Genomic DNA, 18,787 nt, shown 5'->3' with positions numbered 1-18,787 from the left:
CAGTTGTCTAGACAATGTCAGTCTGGTGACATTTTCATGGGTCGCTAGAGCGCAATGCGAGGCCTGCAGGGAGATCCCAGCCACCTATCAACGACTTGGCAGCTTCTGACTTATTTTTGTCATCGAAATGCCGTCGAATCGTCATTTTCACCGCCAAATGTCGACACATCGCGGACAATCTTCAAACACCAGGCTCGGAAGGCCACTCCAGGCACACCACCACCGCTACTTGGGCGGTCTACCTCACACCGTGCCTCCTCCTCCGCGCGGCCCTTTCTGGCTCTCGGCACAGCCCAACTTGATAGGGTCATACGTATCTGAGCAAAATTTTCACGCACCGCCGATGCGTAACATAATGAAAATAAGTTGATCTTCCCTAAGCAGGTGTACCAACAACCAAGCACAACCACGCAATACGATATATTTTTATCTTCAAGTTTTCGCATAAACACCACTACACGAACGCTTTAGACCAGGCGCCCGTTAAAGCACCAATTTACGCAGACAAGTTCCAATTCAGCAAAGATATTGATGGATATTCCTACGCCAATTAAAGAATTTACCTACACGCAGAAGAGAGTTTTCCTGCGCACCACTCCGAGAATCCCCGCATAGTCCGCGCTGGCACAATCAGACACAAAGGTCTAAATTTGTGAATATCTATGCTTTTACGTGTACCGGCGAAAAACACACTTTAACCATAACTTAACTAGGACCCAGAGCATCAACGAGACACGCAGCTTGCATACAAGCCCCACACAAGATCAAAAACGAGGGAGAAACCATTATGGCGATTTTGAACACAAAACCGTTAGATAAGATGCTGGTGGCGCTAATAACCCTCATGGGGTCATCCACTTTCATGGCAACACATGCCAATGCAGAGGTCATCGTCCGCGGCGAAGAAGGTGCGCCACTCGCCGAAGTTCGCCCGGCACCCGCTTCAATTTATCCTGATGAATATATCATCGCGGCATCCCCGTCACCTTCAGAAATCAATCCGTCATTCCTTGGGCCTGTGCTGTTGCTGAAATCGGGCCATGTCAACCTCGAAACCGGCACTGTTGAACTGCCATTGCGGCGTGGTGAAGTAAACGGTCTACCAGCCTGGTCGGTCCTAACTGATGTCTCCGACCAATATCTAGCCGATCTTCATGGGATCAATTTCTCACCCAAAATGGGGTATAGCTTCACGGGCAAGGCAACACGCACCGCGACTATCAACAAAGACGGCGTATTTGTCTTCGCCGGTGGTACCGTTGATTTTACGCCCGAGCATAGCGTGACCCCGGGTGAGGCACCAAATTTCTTCCCCCCTGCCGCCGCCCAAGCCGGTGCCGTGGGTGATACCGATTACAGCCCGATGGTTCAGGTCGAAGGCATGTCGGCAATCTTCAACATGCCGATGGTATCGATGGCGTCCGAGGACGAATTGAACGCTATGTGCGACGGCGAGATGGACTATAGCAAGGTCCACGATAAGGTCGTCAACATTTGCCCCGAAAAGGGCACAGTAACGATGCAGCTGACGCTGGGTTATACGTTCGGAAAACCGATCATCTACTTGTCAACCGAATCCAATGATCCGGGGATTGCAGCGCTCGAAGGTGCTATCCATACCCCCGCATTGAATGACCTGCCCTTTGCGCTCGAAGATGCCTCGCCGGGGGAAACCGCAGAGCGCATCTATGCGATTGCCAATGGGCCTACAGGTATCGACAACCCGTTCCGGCAAGGCGTCAACAGCGCACTTTCGGACGCTGGTTCGCATGGTCCACTAAATGTTCTTGGTGGCATCAACACCATCAACCTCGACTATTCTCCAATGTGGCGATTGTTTCCAGCCAAATGGACGGATGCCGCTATCGAAGCGGGCTATCGTACCAAATTGACCAACGCATTTGATATCGAGAACGCCGCAGAAAAAGGCCTGCTCGTCAGCATCATTGACGATGGCCCCTTGAAACCGGCTGGCATCATCGTCAACTGCCCGACGGTTTATCGCATAAACTAACTGTAGAGTCTCGGATGTTCCATTGAACATCCGAGACCCTACAGCGAGAAGAAAACCAACAATTCCCGCTGATCCGTATAACCCTCGTCAATGGAGACCTGCCTCCTCTTGAAGAGTCACACCATCGGCCCGAACAGGCATCACTTACTGACGCGGAGGCGATAGGCGTATGAGATGCGCTAACGCGAACCTTCCGCGCCCGTCTGAACGGCTTTTAAAGGCGACCATCGCCATTGTTAATGGCCATTGGCGGCCATGGGCGAGCGCTTTTCAAGCTCGCCACACCGGCGCGCTCGCGGGAGACCAAGCCTTGCGCGAAGAGATTCCGATAGCCTGCCGCCATCTTCTCGATTGACAGCGTCAAAGAGCGCCACGATTCGACCTCGCCCACACTGGGACAAACACGCAGGATACTGGTGTGAATGGCACAAAATCGCGAGGAGACGGGATGCAGTGGCTATCGCTGGAGCCGGCAGTGCTGGAAGTAAAAGACCTCGGCGCCATGGCCGAGGCGGTGGAGCGGCTGCTGGGACTCAAGCGCCTGGTGACTACCCCGACAGGGGTGACCTTCGAGCTTGCCGCCAGCCACCGCGCCAGCGCCGGCAACCCGCCCCAGGTGATGATGCTGGTGGCGGGTGTTGGGCCCTATCCACCACGCACACTGAGTCTGGAGGTCGACAGCCGTGACTATGCGACGCTACGCCAGCGCTTGATAACCGCCGAGGAGCCTGGCAACGGCGTCACGAGCTGGGAAAGCGACAACAGCCTGTCCCCCGGCTGCGCCTGGCGGGTGATCTGGTGCCGGTTACCGGAGGGCCACCGGCTGCGTATCGCGGCCATCGATCCACGCCGCTGCGGCGTGGCAACGGCGCCAGACCGGCGCCCTTCCCAGCCGACCTAGGCGCCCCCGATACGAGCTCGACCACACCGGCTGGGCCAGCGGACGCCGCCCCGTCCCCACCAGCCATTGGTGCTGCCGACCCCGCCCACACGGGCAAATGCCGCAGCCTAGCTGTCGGTGGAGTCCTCGTCGTCATCGTTCAGCAAACGCTCGCGCCGCTCGTCCAGGAACTTGCGCCGGCGGTTGTTGCGATAACGCCGGACGATGGCCACCACCAGGGCGATGGTCAACATCAGGGCGAGCGTCAGGCCCTGCCAGGGCCTTGGCGACTCGAGTGTCGTCCCGAGCGCGAAAATGACGATGAAGCCGATGGCCTGGCTGGCGATGGCCAGGGCGCGAAGGGGGTCGAAGGCGGTGTTTTGCGCCATGCACAGATCCAATGCCGGGGAGTGAACGCTCGACACGGCGAGCGGCAGGATGACAGGCCTCGACGCTGCCAGTAGGCTTGCCGGGTAATCGCCACCAAGTGTACCCGGTCGCGCCCCGAGGGAAACCCCGACGGCGCCCTCAAGGAGTTCGTTCCCCGTGGATGCCATCGCCGTCGGCCCCGTGCTGATCAGTCTGCCCCGTCTGTATGCCGTCGTTGTCGCCCTGGTGCTGCTCGGTGCCAGCGCCTTCCTCCTCGGCCTGCCGCGCCACCGCCACGGACGCTGGTTCAATGGCCTGATGATCAGTTGGCTGATCGGCGCGCGCCTCGGCCACGTGATGATGAACTGGAGCGCCTATCAGGACGCGCCGCTGACCATCGTCAAGCTGTGGTTGCCGGGGTACAGCGGCGTCTGGGGCCTGGCCATCGCGACCGTCTGGACGCTGTGGAGCCTGCGTGACCGTATCGGCGCCATGCTTGGCGCCGTCGCCCTCACCCTGGTGGCGTCCCTGGCCTGGCTCGCCGTGGTCACGATGGCGCCGCTCGGCGCGTCACCGGCCCCCCGGGAAGTCCCCGCCTTGACCCTCGAAGACGTCGACGGCCAGCCGATCGATCTGGCCTCGCTCACCGGCAAGCCGCTGATCATCAATCTGTGGGCCACCTGGTGCCCGCCGTGTCGCCGCGAAATGCCGCTGCTGGCCGATATCGACGGTCGCGACGATGTCCGCGTGGTGGTCGCCAATCAGGGCGAAGACCTGATGAGCGTGGCTCGCTATCTGGACGCCGAGGGGCTCGATTTCACCTATCCCCTGCTCGACCCGAACCAGCAACTGTTGGCGGCGAGTCAATCGCCGGGCCTTCCGACCACCTTGCTATTCGATAGCGAAGGCAAGCTGCTCGAGCGCCATGTGGGCGAACTGACCCCGGCCCTGCTCAACGACTGGATCGAGCACTGAGCGGCACCGCTTCCAGGAGATAGCGTCGGAACATCGGTCCCCCGCGGCCGTGCCTCAACCGGGAGAGCCCCCCTCCCTCGCCTGGACGACTGGTTGAGTCGCGGATTCGATGCCACGCTCAGCACATACTGCAGGTGAACAGCGCTTGCAGTCTCAGGATCGAGGCCAACACCCCGGCCTCGATCCGCCCACCGTTCTCGCTACCCCTTTATCGTGTCGTGCCGCCGCCTTGGGTGGCCCAGCGGGGCGCCCGCGACGCGGACATTGGCATAACGTTCGCGATGACGTATGCAGCCACACGCCGTGCCGCAACCTGTGCGACATCGCGCCCACCGGCGGCGCGTCGATGGCGCTTAAGCCACGCTGAAGTTTGCTGTAAGATACCGCGCCCTGCTGTCGGTGGGCCGCATCTGCCCGCGACACGAACCGAATCGACGCATCTCCCGAGGCATCATGAGCGATTTTTCTCCCGGCCAGCGCTGGATCAGCGACGGCGAGGCCGAACTCGGCCTGGGCACCATCTTAAACTGCGACGCCCGCAGCGTGACCGTGCTCTTCGGCGCCAGCCAGGAAACCCGCACCTATAGCGCCCGCCAGGCGCCCCTGACCCGGGTCGCCTTCGCCAGCGGCGACCGGATTCAGGCCGCCGAGGGCTGGCAGATGACCGTCGACGACACCAAGGAAGTCGACGGCCTGATCATCTATATCGGCGAAGATGATGCCGGCGAGCTTTGCGAGCTACCCGAGGCACGCCTCTCCGACAGCATGCAGTTCAATCAGGCCCGCGACCGCCTGCTGACCGGCCAGGTCGACCGCAACGACTGGTTCGACCTGCGCTTTCGCACCCTGCACCATCACCACCGCATCGAGCAGAACCCGGCACTCGGCCTGGCCGGGCCACGCATCGACCTGATCCCGCACCAGCTGTACATCGCCGACGAGGTCGCCTCGCGCCAGGCGCCGCGCGTGCTGCTGGCCGATGAAGTGGGCCTTGGCAAGACCATCGAGGCCGGCTTGATCCTGCACCGGCTGCTGCTCACCGGCCGCGCCGAGCGGGCCCTGATTCTGGTGCCGGCAAGCCTCACTCACCAATGGCTGGTCGAGTTGCTGCGCCGCTTCTCGCTGTCGGTGACCCTGCTCGACGAACAGCAGAGCCAGGCCAACGGCGACAGCAACCCGTTCGAATCCGGCCAGCTGGTGCTGGCGAGCCAGGATTGGCTGTTCGCCAATCCCAGCCGCCAGGCCCAGGCACAAGCCTGCGAGTGGGACCTGTTGATCGTCGACGAGGCGCACCACCTGTCCTGGAGCGAGGACGACGTCGGGCCCGGCTACGCCTGCGTCGAGCGCCTGGCAGCCACCACCGCCGGCCTGCTGCTGCTGACCGCGACGCCGGAACAGATGGGGCTGGCGAGCCACTTCGCCCGCCTGCGTCTGCTCGACCCGGAGCGCTACGTCAGCCTCGAGACCTTCCGCGAGGAAGAGCAGGGCTATGTCGCCGTGGCCGAAGCCATCGACGCCCTCGAGACCGACGACGACAGCGACCTGGATGCCGCGGCTCGCGATGCTATCGGTGCCGTCGCCGACGACGGCGACAGCCAGGCCCTGCTGGCCACGCTGTCCAACGCCGAATACGGGGTCGAGCAACGCGCGGCGGCGAAGGCCCAGCTGCGCGAACAATTGCTGGACCGCCACGGCACCGGCCGGGTGATGTTCCGCAACAGCCGTCGCCACGTCGGTGGCTTTCCGGAGCGCCGCCTGCACACCACACGCCTCGAGCTGCCGTCCTCCTACCGCCGAGTGTTGCGCCGCCTGGAACGAGACGAGGACTACCTCGACGAGCTGTTGATCGAGACCGGCCTCGACCATCCCGAGGTCATGATCTATCTCGACGGCATGTACCAGGCGCTCAGCGACGACCCGCTCAACGCCGAGCCCTGGTGGCAGTTCGATCCGCGCGTGACCTGGTTGCTGGAACAGCTCACCGACATGGGCAGCGACAAGGTGCTGGTGATCGCTCACGACCGCGAAACGGCCCAGGGCGTTGCCGACGGCCTGCGCGTGCTGGGGGGCGTTCAGGCGCCGGTGTTCCACGAAGACCTGTCGCTGGTCGAGCGTGACCGTGCCGCCGCCGCCTTCGCCGATGATGAAGACGGCTGCCAGGTGCTGGTATGCTCGGAGATCGGCTCCGAAGGCCGCAACTTCCAGTTCTGCCGTCACCTGGTGATGTTCGATCTGCCACTCCACCCGGACCAGCTCGAGCAGCGTATCGGCCGCCTCGACCGCATCGGCCAGCGCCATGCCATCGAGATCCATGTGCCGGTCTTCGCAGACAGCCCCGGCGAGAAGCTGCTGCGCTGGTACGAGGAGGGCATGAGTGCCTTCGCCGCACCTCACGGCCTCGGCAACGAACTATTCGACGCCTTCGGCGATGACCTGGCCGAGAGCCTGCTCGATAACGACGCCCTCGACGAGATCATTGCCGAGACCCGGGCGCTGTTCGACGCCAAGCTGGTCGAGCGGGATGCCGGGCGCAATCGCCTGCTCGAGCTCAACGCCTGTCGCGGCGAGCGCGCCGACGACGTCATCGCCGCCGTGGCCGAGCTCGACGACGACCGCGCCCTGCCCCGCTACCTGGACCAGGCCCTGGACATCTTCGGCGTCGACAGCCGCGATCTTGGCAACGGCCTGACCCTGCTGCAGCCCGGCCAGCATATGCTCGACGGCCTGCCCGGACTGGTCAAAGGCGAAGAGGGTTTTACCGCCACCACCTCGCGCCAGCGGGCGCTCAGCCGCGACGACGTCCAGCGCCTGTCCTGGGAGCACCCGCTGCTGCGCGAAATGATGGGTCGCATCCTCGATGGGGCCATGGGCAACACCGCCCTTGCGCTGCTCAAGCATCCGGCCATTCCCGCCGGCCGCCTGATGGCAGAACTGGTGTTCCGCACCCACTGTCCCGCGCCGAAGCGCCTGCACTTGAATCGCTTCCTGCCACCCACCGCGGTGCGCGTGCTGCTCGACGAGTCCGGCGCCAATCTCACCGCCAAGGTCTCGTTCACGGGCCTCTCGAAGAACCTGATGAAGGTCAAGAAGGCGGTTGCCCGGGACCTGATCAAGAGCCGCCACGACCAGTTGCGTGAGCTGATCGAGCGCGCCGAGAACGAGGCCCAGTGTGAGCTGCCAAGCATCGTCGAGGCCGCCCAGACTCGCATGCGCAAGAACCTGGACGCCGAGCTGACACGCCTGGAGGCCCTGGCCAAGCGCAACCCCTCGGTGCGCGAGGATGAAATCGAGGCGCTGCGCCAGGAGCGCCACGCGTTGGATAGCGCCATCGAGGGCACGCAACTGCGCCTGGACGCGGTGCGCGTCATCGTCACCGTGGACGACGACAGCCGCTAAGGCCAAGAGGCCAGGCCGGTACGGCGCCATCGAGGGCCGCCTTACCCCAGATTCACCCTGGCCCCACCGCTCGCACCAGACAACACGATCGCCCCGCCGCTAATCCGGCGGGGCGATCGTGTTTTAACGCGCTAACCCGAGCCTGCCAGGAGACCATCGAGCCAAGCGCGCTTCAGCCAATCTCCTGGCCGAAGGTGACGAGATTACCGTCGGGATCGAGCACATGGAGTTCCGCCATGCCCCACGGGCGGTCTTGCACCGGCCCGAGGTCGGGCAGCGTCAAGGCGAACTCAGCGTGAAGTGCGCAGACATCCGTCACTCTCACGTAGCACGAGGTGTTGCGCGCTATCTCGGCATCGTCGCAGGCCCAGAAGTGGATCTCGACGTCACCGCGCACGGCCATCCCATAGCGATGATCCGCCAGGTGGCGGGTACTAAACCCCAGTTGTTTCTCGAAAAAGGCCAGACTGCGCGCCAGGTCGAGCGAGGCAAGCCGTGGAATAGCCTGGCCAAAGACCGCGCCAACCTCACTCGTAGCGGCGCTCACAGGATGGCATCCAATGCCTTGTCCAGGGTCGGGTAGCGGAAGCCGAAGCCCTGTTCGGTAAACCGAGCCGGTACCATGCGTGCGCCGGTCAGCAGCAGCCGCGACATCTCACCGAGCGCCGTCTCCAGCGCCAGCTTCGGCGCGGGGATGAGCGTCGGACGATGCAAATGACGGCCGAGTGCCTGGGTGAACTGAGCGTTGGTCACGGGGTCCGGGGCGCTGCCGTTGAACGGCCCCTCGAGGTCCTCGCGCTCGAGTAGCGTCATGATCATCTCGACCAGATCGTCGCGGTGCACCCAGGGCATGTATTGCTCGCCGCTGCCGAGGCGTCCGCCGAGCCCCATCTTGAAGGGCGGCAACATCCGCTTGAGCACGCCACCGCCCTCATCCAGCACCAGACCGATGCGCAGAATCGCCAGCCGGACGCCATGCTCCTTGACGCCCTGGGCGGACTCTTCCCAGCGCCGGCACAGGCGATGAACGAACTCGTCGTGGGGCTCGGTCTCCTCGGTCACCGGTGGGGCATCGACACCACCACCCTGATCCCCGTAGTAGCCCATGGCCGACCCGGACACCATGACACCGGGTACTTTCGCCGTCTGCGCCAACTGCTCGCACAGCAACGAAAGTTCTCGAGTCGCGCCGACCCGGGAGTCGATCAGCTTCTCCTTCTGGTCGTCGCTCCAGCGCTTGTCGGCGATCGGCTCACCGGCCAGATTGACCAGCGCTGCCGGCGGCTTGTCGACGAAATCGAGCGCACTGCCGCTGATGTCCACCGCCGCCGGCAGACGCTCTGCCGCCGCCTTGGGGTCCCGTGACACAACCTGTACTCGGTGCCCCGCTTCGATCAGTCGGCGGCACAACCGCTGGCCCACGAAACCGCTGCCCCCGGTAATCAATACTCGCATCTGGACTCTCCCGTATCCTTGGCTGGACGACCCGCCGGCCCCCGGTTCGTCCGAGTCGACTCCCTTGAGCCTGACGTGGGCTGGGAGCAGGCGCAGAGCACGGCGCCTTCTCACCTCACAGACTAGTCCCAGGACGCCACCGCGGTCGAACGCGAGGTTCAACCATAGTGTTATACAGAGCTTATACAACTTTGCTACGATAACAGCAAAAGCGGCTCTTGCGGCAGAACGCCCGGCGAGCGCCCGCCCCCCGCTCCGCCGTTGGCTCACGAGACGCTTTCCCGAATCGCTCGTGCGATGGGCAACGGTGCCCACGCCGAGACAACCGCACGGCGTCGCGATCGTCGCCGTGCCCAAGCCCCCTGCCACCGGAGAAGGCTGACCATGAGTTCCCTATCGCGTATCGCCATCATCGGCGCCGGTATTGCGGGCCTGGCCTGCGCGCGACGCCTGACCGAAGCGGGTCACCCCGCTACCCTCTTCGACAAGGGGCGAGGTCCGGGGGGAAGGATGTCCAGCCGGCGGCTCGGCGACCAGGCCATCGACCTCGGCGCTCAGCATTTCAGCGCCCGAGACGCCGAGTTCACGGCCGCGGTCGAGCGCTGGCACGAAGCGGGTGTCATCGCCCCTTGGCCAGGGTGCCTCTACGACGTCGGCGAGCAGGGCTGGCTCCGGGTCGCAGATCGGACGCTGCGCTACGTGGGTAGCCCCCGCATGAGTGCCCTGCCTCGTCACCTGGCCCAGGGGCTGGACGTACGCACAGAAACCCGCATCGCGGGGCTCGCAAGGCCTGCGGGCGACTGGCAATTGATCGACACCCACGGCCACCACCACGGCCCTTTCGAGCGGGTCGTCGTCACCGCGCCGGGGCCCCAGGCCGAGGCCTTGCTGGCCGAGCACAGTCAAGCGCTGGGCCAGGCCTGCCAGGGTGTCGAGATGCGCCCCTGCTGGGTCGCCTGGGCGCACTTCGAGGCGCCATTACAGCTACCGAATATCGCCACCGACTGGCCGGCCGCACGCTTCCCGAGCGGCCCCTTGCGCCTGGCAATTCGTCAGGCCACCAAGCCCGGACGATGGCATCAGGAAGAACGGTTGACGCTGACGGCCTTCGAGGACTGGAGCGAGGCGAACCTCGAACAACCGGCGGACGACGTCGCTCAGACCCTGCTGAGCGCCTTCGTCAATGCGCTACCGTCAGGCACCGACATCCCCCGCCTGATCGGCGGTGGCGCGCATCGCTGGCGCTACGCGACAGCGCGCCGCCCCCTGGCCCTGTGTGATGGCTACCTGGATCCAAGCGGACTGGCGCTCGCCGGCGATGGCTGCCGCGGGGGCAGAGTGGAAGACGCCTGGCTATCCGGCCACCGCCTCGCCGGGCGCCTGCTCGACGCCTACGCCATCGACGATGCCCAGGGCTGACCATGTCGAAAAAGCCCAGGGCTGACCATGTCGACAAAGCCCACGGCTGGCCGCGTCAACTCCACGACAGCCCTTTCCCTACGACAGCCCTTTCCCTTTACCCTTGGCGTTTGTGAGGAGCCTCCCATGTCCTATGCCCTTGTTCTGCTCGCCCACGGCTCCAGCGATCCCCGCTGGCGTGCCCCCTTCGAACGCTTCCGCGACGCCTTGGCACCGCGCCTGGGCACGCCGATTCGGCTGGCCTACATGGAACTGTGCGAACCGTCGCTGGAGACCACGGTGGCGGACCTCACCGCCGCCGGCACCCGTCGCATCGACGTACTACCGCTGTTCTTCGCCGCGGGGCGCCACCTGCGCAAGGACGTCCCGACACAGATTGAGGCGCTACGAGGCCTCCACGATGGCCTCGAGCTGTCGCTGCTGCCCCCGGTAGGCGAGCACCCCGCCTTCATCGAGGCGCTGGCCAGCGCCGTGGCCGACCAGGTCGGCGAATCGCTGCGCCCTTGAAACGCCGAACCTTGCCAAGACTGGCGGCAAGGGCAACCGCGGGCACCGATAACCGCCAGGGTCGGCGTGGCCAAGGCGGCGCCTCGCCCCGTCAGCCACGTCCTCGCTGCCACGCGAGCCTGGCTTCTGGCGTTCAATCAGCGTGAGTGAATACAACCAAAATGTTGTACACTCCACCAGCATCTGTACAAATTAACGTTCCGGCGTCTTCCCGGCGCCGCGTTCTTCGCACTAGACCTGTCTCGAGGCACCCATGAGCGATACGGCGCCCCAGCCCACCGATAGCCCCCTTTACCCCATTCGTGAGGTCTCTCGCCTCACCGGGGTCAATTCGGTGACACTACGCGCCTGGGAACGACGCTATGGCCTGATTCAGCCGCGCCGGACGCCCAAGGGCCACCGTCTCTACGCCCGCGAAGACATCGAGCGTGTCGAGCGCATCCTGCAGTGGCTCAATCGCGGGGTGCCGGTCAGCCAGGTCCGCGAGTTGCTCGAGCAGCCCGAGGCCGTCGATCCGACGCCGCCCGCGGCCGGTGATTGGGTCAGCCAACGCCGTCAGCTACTCAACGCCGTCGATGCCCTCGATCTTGAGCATCTCGAGGGGCTCTATCAGCAGGCCCTGGCGCTGTACCCGGTCGCGACCTGCCTCGGCGAACTGTGGCAACCGACGGTACGCGAACTCGAAGAGCGCTGGGACGACCAGCTCGGGGCCGGCCTTCAGCGCCGCTGCCTGGAATCCTTTCTGCGCACCCGCATCGGCATTCGCCTGTTCCACGCCAATCGCCAGGCCCGCGGCCCCAGCCTGATCATCGACACCCTGCCCGACGACAGCGGGCCGTTGTGGACGCTGATGGTGGCCCTGGCCGCCAGCGACAACGGCTACCGTGTTCATTTGATGGATGCCCCGCTACCGTTCAGCGACCTGCCACTGGCGCTGGAACGCCTCCGCGCCGCCGCCGTCATCCTGTGCAGCGGCAAGGCCGAGCGTTCCGATGTCATTCGCCGCCAGCTGCCGCGCCTTGCCGAGCAGCTGGAGGCACCACTGGCCCTATGCGGACCGGTGTCTCGCATTCGTGCCAGCGAGCTCGGCGACAGCGGCGTCGAACTGCTCGGTGACGACATCCCTCAGGCCATGGACCGTCTGCGCCCGCTCACCTAACTCCGCGCAGAACGCGCCATCCGACTTGGAGGCAACATGCCACTTACCCTGGTGTGGTTTCGCAGCGATCTGCGCGTCCAGGACAATACCGCCCTGCACCAAGCCGCCCGCCGGGGGCCGGTGGTCGCTGTCTTCCTGTCCAGCGTCGAGCAGTGGCGCGACCACGGCCACGGCGCCAACAAGATCGCCTTCTGGCACCGCGGCGTCGCCGCCCTCGGCGACGAACTGGCCAAGCTCAACATCCCCCTGCTGGTGCGCGAGGCGCCCCGCTTCGACGACGCGCCAGAGACGCTGCTGCGATTGGCTCGCGACCTCGGCGCCGAGACCCTGTGCTTCAATCGGGAGTACCCGCTCAACGAGTGGCGCCGCGACCAGGCGGTGACGGCGGCGGCCGACGCTCATGGCATGACGGTTCACGCCTACCGCGACGCGGTGGCCTTCAGCCCCGGGGAGCTCAAGACCGGCAAGGGCGACTTCTACGGGGTCTTCACGCCCTTCGCCAAGGCCTGGCACAAGGCCATCGACGGCGAACGCCTCGGCCTTCTGGATCCGCCCGCTCCGCAGGCCTCGCTCGACATTGGCTCGGACCCGATGCCCGCGCCTGGGGACATCGCTGCCGCCGCCGTCGAGCCGTCGCGTTGGCCCGCCGGCGAGCACGAGGCCGCCGAACGCCTGTCGCGCTTCCTGCGCCAGCGCGCCCGCCGCTATGCGGACCAGCGCGACTTCCCGGCCATCGCCGGCACCAGCGAGCTGTCGCCCTACCTCGCCCTCGGCATGTTGTCCTATCGCCAATGCCTGCAGGCCGTGATGACGTTGAACGACGGCCACCTGACCGACGGTGACGCCGGCCTGACCGCCTGGGTCAACGAACTGGTATGGCGCGAGTTCTACCAGCATGTCGTTGTCGGCTTTCCCCGGGTGTGTCGTCATCGCGCCTTCCAGCGCCACACCGAGGCCCTGGCCTGGCGCGACGCGCCGAACGACTTCGCCGCCTGGTGCGAGGGTCGCACGGGCTACCCGATCGTCGACGCCGCCATGCGCCAGCTGACCACCACCGGCTGGATGCACAATCGCCTGCGCATGGTGACCGCCATGTTCCTCTCCAAGCACTTGCTGATCGATTGGCGGCGGGGCGAGGCCTTCTTCCTCGAGCACCTTGTGGACGGTGAGTTCGCCGCCAATAACGGCGGCTGGCAATGGGCCGCGTCCACCGGCACCGACGCCGCCCCCTACTTTCGCATTTTCAACCCCACCACCCAGTCGACTCGCTTCGACCCCGACGGCGACTTCCTTGCCCAGTGGCTACCGGCACTGCGAGACCTGCCGGCCAGGCAACGCCATGCCCCCTCCTCCGACCTGCTCACCCGGGCCGCTTATCCCGCCCCCATTGTCGAGCACAAGACCGCCCGTGCCCGCGCCCTGGACGCCTTCAAGGCGCTATCGACATAGCGTCGACCACGGCGCTATCGACATGGCACCAACCAAGGCGCTATCGACATAGCGTCGACCACGGCGCTATCGACATGGCGTCGACCAAGGCGCTATCGACATGGCACCAACCAAGGCGCTATCGACATGGCGTCGACCAAGGCGCTATCGACATGGCGCTAACCACGGCGCTATCGACATAGCACCGACCACGGCGCTATCCGACATGGCGTCGACCAAGGCGCTATCGACATGGCGCTGACCACGGCGCTATCGACATGGCGCTGACACCGCCTCGACCGACTGGAGCCTTCGATGTCCCAAGACCCCGCGTTGGCGGCCTTCTGCCGCACATTCAATTTTCTAGACAAAACATGTACAGAAAAGCTGTACGAGTTATATACTGACGACATAGCGTTCACCGACCCGGTTCATCACGTGGAAGGCGTAGAAGCGCTATTGACGTACTTCAACGAGTTGTACAACAACGTCGATTCGTGCCAGTTCGAGTTCCCGCATGCACAGCGACAAGGTTCTACAGCCTTCGCCGTATGGACCATGACCTTGCGCCACCCTCGGCTCGACCGAGGCGCCCCGATTCGCGTCGATGGCTGCTCGCACCTGATCTTCAGCGAGACACAACCCGACAAGGTCTGTGTCCACCGCGACTACTTCGACGCTGGCGCCATGCTCTACGAGCGATTGCCGCTGCTGGGCACGGTGATTCGTCGGATCAAGCGCCACGTCGCCGCCTGATCGCATCCAATCGTCGAGCCGCGACGTACCCACTACCAATGCCCCCGTCGCCCACCGGTGGCTAGCCGAATGCTCGACCCGACACTCCGCCGCCAGCAGGAGGCTCTTGCCCATGGCCCGCCACAAGCCGCATCCGACGACCGCCACCAAGGGGTCACACCGCATCTGGCTCACCGGCGCCACGTCTGGCATCGGGGCCGCCCTGGCTCGCCGCCTGCTGGCCGAGGGCCACAGGGTCGCTCTCAGCGGGCGACGCGAGGAGGCCTTGAGGGCCGTCGCCGGGGAGGCCGACCATGCCCTGCTGGTGCCGGTGGATGTGACCCGCCGCGAGGCCATGGCGGAGGCGGCGCAGCGTATCGACACCGCGTTCGACGGTCTCGACATGGCCATCCTCAATGCTGGTACCTGCGAGTACCTGGAAGGCGGCAGGGTCGATGCGCCGCTGGTCGAGCGCGTATTCGCTGCCAACCTGTTCGGTGCGGTCAACGGCATCGAGGCTGCCCTGCCGCTGCTGCACCGCGCCCGCGAGCAGGGCTCGCGCCCGCTGCTGGCCGCCACCTCCAGCGCTTCGGCATTCTTCGCCATGCCCCGTGCAGAGGCCTACGGCGCGTCCAAGGCCGCGCTCAGCTACTTCATGGAATCCTTGCGTCTGGACCTGGCCCACCAGGGCATCGACGTCAGCGTCATCCACCCGGGCTTCGTCAAGACGCCCCTGACCGAGCGCAATGACTTTCCCATGCCCATGGCCGTAAGCGCCGAGAAAGCCGCCACCCTCATCATCGAAGGCCTGGCGGCGAGGCGGCGCGACATCCACTTCCCGCGCCGCCTTACGTGGTCGATCAAGCTGCTGGGGGCGCTCCCGCTCAGCGCGCGCATCGCCATCGGCAAGCGCCTCGTTCGGCGTGACGACAGCGCGGATCGCGATACCCCGGAGTCCCGCCAATGACCCGTCCATCAACGCCGGTGCCAGCACAGCGCGTCGCCGTGATAGGAGGCGGCATCAGCGGCATGACGGCCGCGCGCTACCTCTGTGCCCGCCACCGGGTCACGCTGTTCGAGGCCGGTCCACGGCTCGGCGGGCATACCGCCACCGTCGATGTGCATCTCGATGGGCGAGACTACGCCATCGACACCGGTTTCATCGTCTTCAACGATCGTACCTACCCGCACTTTCAGCGCCTGCTCGATCGCCTGGGCGTGGCCTACCAGCCCACCGAGATGAGCTTTTCGGTGCACGAGACCGCTCGCGACTTCGAGTACAACGGTCACACCCTGGCCTCGCTGTTTGCCCAACGCCGCAACCTGCTGCGACCGAGCTTCTACCGCCTGCTGCGCGATATCCTGCGCTTCAACCGTCGCGCCATCGCCGACCTGGAGCAGGACCGCCTGATGCCGCAGCAGTCTCTCGGTGAGTACCTCGCCAAGGCCGGCTTCGGTCACGATTTCCAACGCCATTACCTGCTGCCCATGGGCGCCGCTATCTGGTCGGCGAGCCTGGCCGAGATACAGGCCTTCCCGGCGCTGCTGTTTCTGCGCTTCTTTCACCACCATGGCCTGCTCGCGGTCACCCACCGCCCCCAATGGTTCACCCTGGTGGGCGGCTCGCGGTCGTACATCCCCGCCCTCATCGCCCCCTATGCCGATGCCATTCGCCTGGCGACCCCGGTACGCGGAGTGCGCCGCCGGGAAGATGGCGTCGAGATACTCACCGACCACGGCATGGAGACCTTCGACCAAGTCGTGCTGGCGACCCACGCCGATCAATCCCTGGCCCTGCTCGAAGACGCCAGTCGCGATGAACAGCAAGTGCTGTCGGCGCTGCCCTACGCCGACAATGAGGTCGTCCTGCATACCGATAGCACGCTGCTGCCTCGCCGCCAGCGCGCCTGGGCCAGTTGGAACTACCGTCTCGACGGTCGTGACGGAGCCGAACGTGTCAGCGTGACCTACGCCATGAACGTACTCCAGCGCATCGACAGTCCCCATGTGTTCTGCGTAACGCTCAATGACGGTGCCAGCATCGAACCCGCCAAGGTATTGGCACGCTTTCGTTATGCACACCCGCAGTTCAGCCTAGCCGGCCAGGCCGCCCAGGAGCGCCACGCCGCCATTTCCGGCGCCTCAGGCAGGACCCATTTCTGCGGTGCCTACTGGCGCCATGGGTTCCATGAAGACGGCGTATGGAGTGCGCTGAGGGTGGCCGAGGCACTCGGCTGCCAGGAGGACGATCACCTGCATCTGGCGAGGGCCACGGAGGTCCAGACGTGAACCAGGACCGGCACACGAGCTTGCATCAGGGCATGAGCGCCGCCTGCGACGACGCCGGGGGTCAGCCGCGGTCTCGCATCTACCGCGGCACCCTGAGCCACCGCCGCTTCAGCCCTCGCGACCACCGCTTCACGGTGGCGCTGTGGATGGCCTGGCTGGACCTGGCCGAGCTGCCGACGCTGTTCGATCGCGTACCGGGATTCAGCGCGCGTGGCGCAGCACTGGCACGGTTCCGTCGCGAGGACTACCTGGCGCCGACCGATCTCGATCTGTCGGCGGCCGCCAGGAGCGAGGTCCGCAACCAACTGGGCGAGGCTCCGGCGGGGCGGGTCTGCCTGCTGACCCAGCTACGCACGCTGGGGCTGGGGTTCAATCCCATTTCCCTCTACTACCTCTACCATCCGCCAGGGCAAGATGGCACCGAGCATCTCGGTGCGGTCCTCGGCGAGGTGACCAACACTCCCTGGGGAGAGCGAACCTGCTATGCCACGGCGGTGACGAGGGAGCGCCGCCGGCACACGGCTAGCTTCGCCAAGGCCATGCATGTGTCACCGTTCATGGCCATGGACATGACCTATCGCTGGGCCTTCAACAGCCCCGGCGATCGGCTGCTGATGCGAATGGAAAACTGGCAGGACGACAAACGCCTTTTCGACGCCACCCTGACACTCACCGGTCGGCCCGCCACGCGACGCGTGCTGCTCACCACCCTGGCGCGTCAGCCCTGGATGGCCGCCAAGACCCTGGCCGGGATTCACTGGCAGGCGCTGCGCCTGTGGCGCAAACGCGTGCCCATCATCCGGCACTCCGCCCCCCGGGGCACTCCTCGCGACAACGCCAGTCGCCACGTTTCACCACCCGCCCCAGCCCCGGAGGAGACCCCATCGTGAATACGCTCAGGAGCGTTCCCAACAAGCGGGTGCCCCCCGAACAAGGTCGCCTGACGCGATGGCTGAAGCCGCGCCTTCTCGCTCAACTCGGGCGCCTGGAACACGGCGAAATCACCCTGATCGACGGCCACGAGCGACATCTCCTGGGGGCGGGCGGCGTGCTCCGCGTGACCCTGGTGATTCGCCACCCCCAGGCCTGGAAGCGCATGGCGCTCGGCGGCACGGTGGGCGCCGCCGAATCCTACATGGATGGCGACTGGGACGCCGACGACCTGGTCGCGCTGGTGCGCCTGTTCGCTGCCAACCTCGAGCGGGTCAACGCAGAAATGGAAGGCGGGCTTGCGAGCCTCGGGCGTTGGCTGCTGGCAGCGGTACACCGCCGTCAGCGCAACAGTCTCAGCGGCTCGAGACGCCACATCGCGGCCCACTACGATATCGGCAATGATCTGTTCGAGACCTTCCTCGATCGTCGCCACTGGATGTACTCCAGCGCGGTGTTTCCATCGCCTGACGCCTCCTTGGAGGAGGCGTCGACTCACAAGCTCGATGTGATGCTCGACAAGCTCGACGTGCGTGCCGAGCACCACCTGCTGGAGATCGGTACCGGTTGGGGTGGGCTCGCCATTCATGCCGCCAAGACACGTGGCTGTCGAGTGACCACGACGACGATTTCCGAAGCTCAGTACGCCCACACCGCCCGGCTCATCATCGCCGAAGGGCTCCAGGACCGCATCACGCTGCTCAAGCAGGACTACCGTGAGCTGGTGGGCCGCTACGACCGCCTGATCTCGGTAGAGATGATCGAGGCCGTTGGCCATCAGTACCTGCCGACCTACCTGGCCACCCTCGACCGCCTGCTCAACGCCGGCGGCCAGGCCATGCTTCAAGCGATCACGGTGCGCGACCAGCGCTACGAATCGGCACGCAAGGAAATGGACTTCATCAAGCGCTACATCTTCCCTGGCGGCTTCCTGCCTTCGCCCACCGCCATTCTCCAGGGACTGACGCGTCACACCTCGCTAAACCTGCTGGCACTCGACGACATCGGCCCTCACTATGCACGCACCCTGCGTGAGTGGCGCCACCGCTTCGAGGCCAATCTGGACCGGGTCGCACGACTGGGCTATGACGAGCGCTTCATTCGCATGTGGCGCTACTACCTGAGCTATTGTGAAGGCGGCTTTCTGGAGCGCAGCATCAGCACCTGCCACCTGCTGCTGGCCAAGCCCGGGGCACGCCCGGCGCCGCTGATCGGCCAGCCGTGAGCGCGG

Annotated in this window: 16 protein-coding genes; 13 read left to right on the top strand and 3 right to left on the bottom strand. The window is 65.1% G+C overall.

Features of this window, described 5'->3' with window-relative positions; genetic code table 11:
* Positions 1-787: 787 nt before the first annotated feature.
* Both ACUN9Y_RS17360 and ACUN9Y_RS17355 read left to right on the top strand, forming a co-directional pair.
* A complete protein-coding gene (locus ACUN9Y_RS17360; RefSeq protein ID WP_445461976.1) occupies positions 788-2,014 on the top strand; it encodes a DUF7482 domain-containing protein in 1,227 nt (408 codons plus the stop codon).
* Positions 2,015-2,462: 448 nt separating this feature from the next.
* Positions 2,463-2,915, top strand: coding sequence for a hypothetical protein (locus ACUN9Y_RS17355; RefSeq protein WP_445461975.1), 453 nt, complete (start codon positions 2,463-2,465; stop codon positions 2,913-2,915).
* Between the two features lie 107 nt (positions 2,916-3,022).
* Here the strand turns inward: ACUN9Y_RS17355 and ACUN9Y_RS17350 are convergent, their stop codons facing one another.
* Entirely contained in the window at positions 3,023-3,283 is a 261-nt protein-coding gene (locus tag ACUN9Y_RS17350; protein WP_445461974.1) for a hypothetical protein, read from the bottom strand.
* Positions 3,284-3,440: 157 nt separating this feature from the next.
* On the opposite strand from ACUN9Y_RS17350, the gene ACUN9Y_RS17345 reads away from it, so the two are divergent.
* Both ACUN9Y_RS17345 and rapA read left to right on the top strand, forming a co-directional pair.
* On the top strand, positions 3,441-4,238 hold the full coding sequence (locus ACUN9Y_RS17345) for a redoxin family protein (protein WP_445461973.1): 798 nt from the start codon (positions 3,441-3,443) through the stop codon (positions 4,236-4,238).
* 453 nt (positions 4,239-4,691) lie between these two features.
* Entirely contained in the window at positions 4,692-7,634 is a 2,943-nt protein-coding gene (rapA, locus tag ACUN9Y_RS17340; protein WP_445461972.1) for an RNA polymerase-associated protein RapA, read from the top strand.
* Between the two features lie 172 nt (positions 7,635-7,806).
* On the opposite strand, the gene ACUN9Y_RS17335 is transcribed toward rapA, so the two are convergent.
* Positions 7,807-8,181, bottom strand: coding sequence for a bleomycin resistance protein (locus ACUN9Y_RS17335; RefSeq protein ID WP_445461971.1), 375 nt, complete (start codon positions 8,179-8,181; stop codon positions 7,807-7,809).
* On the bottom strand, positions 8,178-9,089 hold the full coding sequence (locus tag ACUN9Y_RS17330) for a TIGR01777 family oxidoreductase (protein ID WP_445461970.1): 912 nt from the start codon (positions 9,087-9,089) through the stop codon (positions 8,178-8,180). The genes ACUN9Y_RS17335 and ACUN9Y_RS17330 overlap by 4 nt, the downstream gene beginning before the upstream one ends.
* A gap of 384 nt (positions 9,090-9,473) precedes the next feature.
* Between ACUN9Y_RS17330 and ACUN9Y_RS17325 the strand changes: the two genes are divergently transcribed.
* The 9 genes from ACUN9Y_RS17325 (at position 9,474) to ACUN9Y_RS17285 (ending at position 18,781) form a co-directional block, all read left to right on the top strand.
* Complete coding sequence (locus ACUN9Y_RS17325; protein WP_445461969.1) at positions 9,474-10,508, top strand: NAD(P)/FAD-dependent oxidoreductase; 1,035 nt, start codon at positions 9,474-9,476, stop codon at positions 10,506-10,508.
* A gap of 126 nt (positions 10,509-10,634) precedes the next feature.
* Positions 10,635-11,015, top strand: coding sequence for a sirohydrochlorin chelatase (locus ACUN9Y_RS17320; RefSeq protein ID WP_445461968.1), 381 nt, complete (start codon positions 10,635-10,637; stop codon positions 11,013-11,015).
* Between the two features lie 253 nt (positions 11,016-11,268).
* The gene (locus tag ACUN9Y_RS17315) at positions 11,269-12,174 is read left to right on the top strand and encodes a MerR family transcriptional regulator (protein ID WP_445461967.1); all 906 of its coding nucleotides are present in this window, start codon (positions 11,269-11,271) and stop codon (positions 12,172-12,174) included.
* 36 nt (positions 12,175-12,210) lie between these two features.
* Complete coding sequence (gene phrB, locus ACUN9Y_RS17310; protein ID WP_445461966.1) at positions 12,211-13,623, top strand: deoxyribodipyrimidine photo-lyase; 1,413 nt, start codon at positions 12,211-12,213, stop codon at positions 13,621-13,623.
* A gap of 294 nt (positions 13,624-13,917) precedes the next feature.
* A complete protein-coding gene (locus ACUN9Y_RS17305) occupies positions 13,918-14,358 on the top strand; it encodes a nuclear transport factor 2 family protein (protein WP_445461965.1) in 441 nt (146 codons plus the stop codon).
* A 112-nt stretch (positions 14,359-14,470) separates the two neighbouring features.
* Positions 14,471-15,304, top strand: coding sequence for an SDR family NAD(P)-dependent oxidoreductase (locus ACUN9Y_RS17300; RefSeq protein WP_445461964.1), 834 nt, complete (start codon positions 14,471-14,473; stop codon positions 15,302-15,304).
* Positions 15,301-16,626 carry an NAD(P)/FAD-dependent oxidoreductase gene (locus ACUN9Y_RS17295; protein WP_445461963.1) on the top strand — a complete coding sequence of 442 codons (1,326 nt, stop codon included), beginning with the start codon at positions 15,301-15,303 and terminating at the stop codon, positions 16,624-16,626. Before ACUN9Y_RS17300 ends, ACUN9Y_RS17295 begins: the two co-directional genes overlap by 4 nt.
* 32 nt (positions 16,627-16,658) lie before the next feature.
* Positions 16,659-17,516, top strand: a complete 858-nt coding sequence (locus ACUN9Y_RS17290; RefSeq protein ID WP_445462041.1) for a DUF1365 domain-containing protein — start codon at positions 16,659-16,661, stop codon at positions 17,514-17,516.
* Positions 17,513-18,781: a class I SAM-dependent methyltransferase gene (locus ACUN9Y_RS17285; protein WP_445461962.1), complete on the top strand. Its 1,269-nt coding sequence runs from the start codon at positions 17,513-17,515 to the stop codon at positions 18,779-18,781. Before ACUN9Y_RS17290 ends, ACUN9Y_RS17285 begins: the two co-directional genes overlap by 4 nt.
* The last annotated feature ends 6 nt before the right edge of the window (positions 18,782-18,787 follow it).

Source organism: Halomonas sp. V046 (assembly GCF_052645355.1).
The sequence above is the reverse complement of the archived record's forward strand: the minus strand, read 5'-3'. Positions and strand labels throughout refer to the sequence as shown.

Coding starts and splice junctions, on each gene's coding strand:
- ACUN9Y_RS17360 (WP_445461976.1), top strand. CDS start 788: ATGGCGATTTTGAACACAAAACCGTTAGATAAGATGCTGGTGGCGCTA.
- ACUN9Y_RS17355 (WP_445461975.1), top strand. CDS start 2,463: ATGCAGTGGCTATCGCTGGAGCCGGCAGTGCTGGAAGTAAAAGACCTC.
- ACUN9Y_RS17350 (WP_445461974.1), bottom strand. CDS start 3,283: ATGGCGCAAAACACCGCCTTCGACCCCCTTCGCGCCCTGGCCATCGCC.
- rapA (WP_445461972.1), top strand. CDS start 4,692: ATGAGCGATTTTTCTCCCGGCCAGCGCTGGATCAGCGACGGCGAGGCC.
- ACUN9Y_RS17330 (WP_445461970.1), bottom strand. CDS start 9,089: ATGCGAGTATTGATTACCGGGGGCAGCGGTTTCGTGGGCCAGCGGTTG.
- ACUN9Y_RS17325 (WP_445461969.1), top strand. CDS start 9,474: ATGAGTTCCCTATCGCGTATCGCCATCATCGGCGCCGGTATTGCGGGC.
- ACUN9Y_RS17320 (WP_445461968.1), top strand. CDS start 10,635: ATGTCCTATGCCCTTGTTCTGCTCGCCCACGGCTCCAGCGATCCCCGC.
- ACUN9Y_RS17315 (WP_445461967.1), top strand. CDS start 11,269: ATGAGCGATACGGCGCCCCAGCCCACCGATAGCCCCCTTTACCCCATT.
- phrB (WP_445461966.1), top strand. CDS start 12,211: ATGCCACTTACCCTGGTGTGGTTTCGCAGCGATCTGCGCGTCCAGGAC.
- ACUN9Y_RS17305 (WP_445461965.1), top strand. CDS start 13,918: ATGTCCCAAGACCCCGCGTTGGCGGCCTTCTGCCGCACATTCAATTTT.
- ACUN9Y_RS17300 (WP_445461964.1), top strand. CDS start 14,471: ATGGCCCGCCACAAGCCGCATCCGACGACCGCCACCAAGGGGTCACAC.
- ACUN9Y_RS17295 (WP_445461963.1), top strand. CDS start 15,301: ATGACCCGTCCATCAACGCCGGTGCCAGCACAGCGCGTCGCCGTGATA.
- ACUN9Y_RS17290 (WP_445462041.1), top strand. CDS start 16,659: ATGAGCGCCGCCTGCGACGACGCCGGGGGTCAGCCGCGGTCTCGCATC.